The organism is Bradyrhizobium sp. (assembly GCF_049581145.1).
Lineage (GTDB): Bacteria > Pseudomonadota > Alphaproteobacteria > Rhizobiales > Xanthobacteraceae > Bradyrhizobium.
In genome coordinates this window covers 1-3403 of record NZ_JBAURI010000585.1, presented here as the reverse complement: position 1 = coordinate 3403, position 3403 = coordinate 1, and the positions used below count along the sequence as shown (strand labels likewise).

At 63.7% G+C, this 3403-nt stretch carries 5 protein-coding genes and 1 pseudogene; 3 read left to right on the top strand and 3 right to left on the bottom strand.

The window, feature by feature from the left end; genetic code table 11:
* Nucleotides 1-138 (top strand): L,D-transpeptidase (locus WCB02_RS19370; RefSeq protein WP_423960484.1); only part of this gene is annotated, 138 nt, incomplete at its 5' end.
* 172 nt (nucleotides 139-310) lie between these two features.
* Nucleotides 311-767 (top strand): annotated as a pseudogene (locus WCB02_RS19365) (DUF2927 domain-containing protein).
* A gap of 33 nt (nucleotides 768-800) precedes the next feature.
* Here WCB02_RS19365 and WCB02_RS19360 read toward each other — a convergent pair.
* Genes WCB02_RS19360 through WCB02_RS19350 form a run of 3 tightly spaced genes read right to left on the bottom strand, consistent with a single transcriptional unit; the run spans nucleotide 801 to nucleotide 2838 of the window.
* On the bottom strand, nucleotides 801-1016 hold the full coding sequence (locus tag WCB02_RS19360) for a hypothetical protein (protein ID WP_423960482.1): 216 nt from the start codon (nucleotides 1014-1016) through the stop codon (nucleotides 801-803).
* A gap of 39 nt (nucleotides 1017-1055) precedes the next feature.
* A complete protein-coding gene (locus WCB02_RS19355) occupies nucleotides 1056-1898 on the bottom strand; it encodes an alpha/beta fold hydrolase (RefSeq protein ID WP_423960480.1) in 843 nt (280 codons plus the stop codon).
* A 13-nt stretch (nucleotides 1899-1911) separates the two neighbouring features.
* Nucleotides 1912-2838, bottom strand: coding sequence for a tripartite tricarboxylate transporter substrate binding protein (locus WCB02_RS19350; RefSeq protein WP_423960479.1), 927 nt, complete (start codon nucleotides 2836-2838; stop codon nucleotides 1912-1914).
* A gap of 225 nt (nucleotides 2839-3063) precedes the next feature.
* Here WCB02_RS19350 and WCB02_RS19345 point away from each other — a divergent pair.
* Nucleotides 3064-3403: LysR family transcriptional regulator (locus WCB02_RS19345; protein ID WP_423960476.1), on the top strand; the 340-nt coding region annotated here is incomplete at its 3' end.

Here is a 3403-nt window from a genome sequence, read left to right as displayed (position 1 = left end):
TATCGCATTCACGGCTCCAACGAGCCGGAGACGATCGGTCAAGCGGTGTCCTCGGGCTGCTTCCGCATGACCAATGAGGACGTTACCGATCTCTACGGCCGGGTTGCCGTCGGCGCCACCGTGATCGTGAAGAACTAGCTCGCGCGCTTCATTCGGGAGCGTGATCGCGCCTTGCGCGCAACATCCGATCACGGGCGTTGCAGGACGGTGAACGTTGGCTCTTTGCAGGTGTTCGGCAGGCCCTTAGCCGGCTTGTTCGGAAAATGCTGCCGATCATAGATTTGCTGCGGCCGCCGTTGTGCTCGGTGACATCGTGCGGCCTTCATCGGCGGCAACCGATATCTGCCGCCATCGCCTCGCGCAGCGCGCCGAAAAGAAGGCTTTCAGCGATGCCGAGATCGTTGACGGCTTCCTGAAAACCGCTATCGGCGCCGAATACCACATCACCGGCTGGGTCGATCGCATCCGCAAATATGACCGGCCGGTGCGGGTGTTCCCCCCTCGGCAACCGCGCAGATCGCGCGGCGCAATTGGCGACGGCTAACCGATATCCCCTGCCGCGTCCGGCATCTCGACATCGCCATGGCCGGGAGCAACGAGGACGCGAATGTCGGCGTCAGGCCGGTCTTTGCCAGTGCATCATCAATCTGTTCTACGATCCCCGCGTCAAGGCCGGCATGACCGTCGAACAGGTCAAGGCCGTGCTCCCCGAGGTGCTGCCGGATGCGCGCGGTTGGCTGCGGAAGATCAACGACTTTTCGCAGTAGCGTGGAGCAACGAGAGCACTTGCGCGCGAGGCATCATTCATGTGGCGATCCCGGCCCCGAACCGCCCGCCATGGCTGACGGCGCGTCGTCCCCGGCCGCCGCGGCCAGGCGATCGACGATGACGGCCAGGGCCCGCTCCAGCTCCGGATCGTCGATCCGGAACAGGGCCTTCACCAGGCTGAGCTGCCGGTACGTTCTCGCGGTGTCGGCATCTTCGAGAGAGGTTTGCGCGTCGGAGGATTTTGTCATGGCTAGCCAGTGCGGGTTGGAGGACGGGGCGGAGGAAGCTCACTCGTGGCAAACGATTCCATCGTTGATGGAGGCGAAATTCAGCATCTGGCCGGCGCAGGCCGCCGGCTGCAGCAATCCGAGCATCGCATGAGGCGTGTTCAGATGCGTGACGCGCAAGGAAGCGATGTGTTCGCGCAGCGCGGCTTCCTGGTCGGCGGATGAGATCTTGCTGCCGGTCGGATAGAGCGCGAGCACCGGCGCCGCGATCTTGTCGAGATAGGGTCTTGCGTTCACCGAGCCTGCGAAGTCCACCATGGCCGTGACCACGTCGACATCCGCCTTGCCGACTTCGCTGGCGTACCAATCCATGAACGCGGGATCGAAGCCTTCGGGAAATCTCGCCAGCGTATTCGACTTGCGCACCCAGCCTTCGACACCGAGCGTCCGCAGCGCTTCAACCCAGCTTGGAAAGCCGACCGCATAGGCGCTGCGGATCCAGTCATTGGCCCAGAGCGCCGGCGCGAGAACGCAGAGCGTGCGCACCCGCCCCGGCCGCTCGGCGGCGTAGATCAGCGTGATCGCGCCGCCGATCGCCTCGCCTGCAAGATGGAACGTCTCGGCGCCGGCGTGATCGGCAATCGCATCGATGTCGGCCAGATAGGTCTTGAGCGAGATGGAGCCGTGCGGATCATGCAGCGGCCGCGATTGTCCCAGTCCCCTCAGATCCGGACAGATCACACGATAGAACCTTGCCAGATAGGGAACGATGTTGAACCAGAATTCGCCCGATCGCGCGAAGCCGTGGATCAGGATGATGCTGTGGGCCTTGCGCCAGCGATCGGTGTAGTCATGGACCTGGTAGTGCAGCGTCGCGCCGTCGCTGCCCTTGAGGGTCGGCATGGCCCGCCTCCCCTCAGTTCTGTTTCAGATGGAGCTGTCTTGCGAGCCGCTCCATCCCGACATATTCATCTTGCGCAAATCTGGCTGCATCGTCGGCGCTGACGGTCCAGACCTCTTCGCCGCGCCGCTCGGCCATGGCCTTGAATTCCGGGCTCATCGCGGCCTTCGTGAAGACCTCGCGGAGTTTATCGAAGCGATCCTGCGCCAGGCCGCGCGGCGCGATCACGGCGCGCCACAATAGCGTCTGCGCTTGCGGCATGTTCACGTCGGACAGGCTTTCGACATCGGGAAGCGCCGCGCATCGCCGTGCCGTCGTCAGCAACAGGCACTTGGCTTTTCCTTCGGCGACAAGAGGCGCGATGGTGGCAATGGCCCCGCCATAGATGTCGATCGTCTCCGACATGAACGCGGCCAGCGTCTGATCGGCTCCCGAATAGGGAATGATGCGCTGACGGATTCCTTCCGGCTCGAAGATCCGCGTCGTCGAGAACTGCACGAAGGCGCCCACGCCGTCGGAGCCGTAGGTGTATTTGTCGGGATTGCTGCGCAGTTCGCCCAGGAACTCCGCGGCATTGCCGGCAGGGAAACCCGGATGAACGCACAGCACGCCCGCCGCTTGCGTGATCATCGCAACGATCCGGTAGTCACTTGCGGCAAAGCCCGGCGCCGCGACATGCGGGGCCATCGTGATCGCGCCGCTCGGTACCCCGGCGATCGTGTAGCCGTCCGCTTTCGATCGCGTGACATAGCCGACGCCGATCGTGCCGCTCGCGCCCGGCTTGTTCAGAATCACGATGGACTGACCCAGCAGAGGGGCCGCGACCTGCGCGAGTGATCGCATGATGGTGTCGGTGCTGCTGCCGGGTCCCGCAGGCACCACCAGTTCGACAGGCCGGTCAGGAAAGACTTCGGCGCCGGCCCGCGAACACATCTCCGCCATGAGGGCGACAAATAGTATCAATGTAACGCTTCGGACACGTTTGCGCGATTTCAGGCGAGACATTCGTTCGGCCAGTTTTTCCGCACAGCCCTCAAAAACGCGCATCACCGCTGGAGCTCGACTTGGCGACGGCCGGCAACGCAGAGTTTTATCCGGCAGCACTTGTGACCTAAAAGGGTGCCTGCTGTCTAATGAGTTGTTGGAAATCGATTATAAGGTTTTCTAATGAGTGACTTTCCGCGGCCCCAGGCCCTGCGTTGCTTCATCACGGTGGCGCGGGAAGGCACGGTTTCCCGCGCCGCAGCGCTGCTGCATTTGACTCAGCCAGCCGTCAGCCTGCAGCTCAAGGCGCTCGAGGAAAGCACCGGCCTGCAGCTTTTCAACCGGACGCCGGGCGGCTTTACGCTGACCGAGGCGGGGGCCGCGCTGCTGCCGCTGGCGCACAAGGCGGTCGCCGCGGCGCTCGATTTCGGAACGGCGGCCAATGCGCTCAGAGCGTCGCAGCGCCGAACGCTGCGCGTCGGCACCATACTGGATCCGGAGTTCACACGGCTCGGTCCGTTCG

What these genes read in the sequence shown, in the direction of transcription:
- WCB02_RS19350 (WP_423960479.1), bottom strand. Translation starts at nt 2,838, where the DNA reads ATGGCGGAGATGTGTTCGCGGGCCGGCGCCGAAGTCTTTCCTGACCGG.
- WCB02_RS19355 (WP_423960480.1), bottom strand. Translation starts at nt 1,898, where the DNA reads ATGCCGACCCTCAAGGGCAGCGACGGCGCGACGCTGCACTACCAGGTC.
- WCB02_RS19360 (WP_423960482.1), bottom strand. Translation starts at nt 1,016, where the DNA reads ATGACAAAATCCTCCGACGCGCAAACCTCTCTCGAAGATGCCGACACC.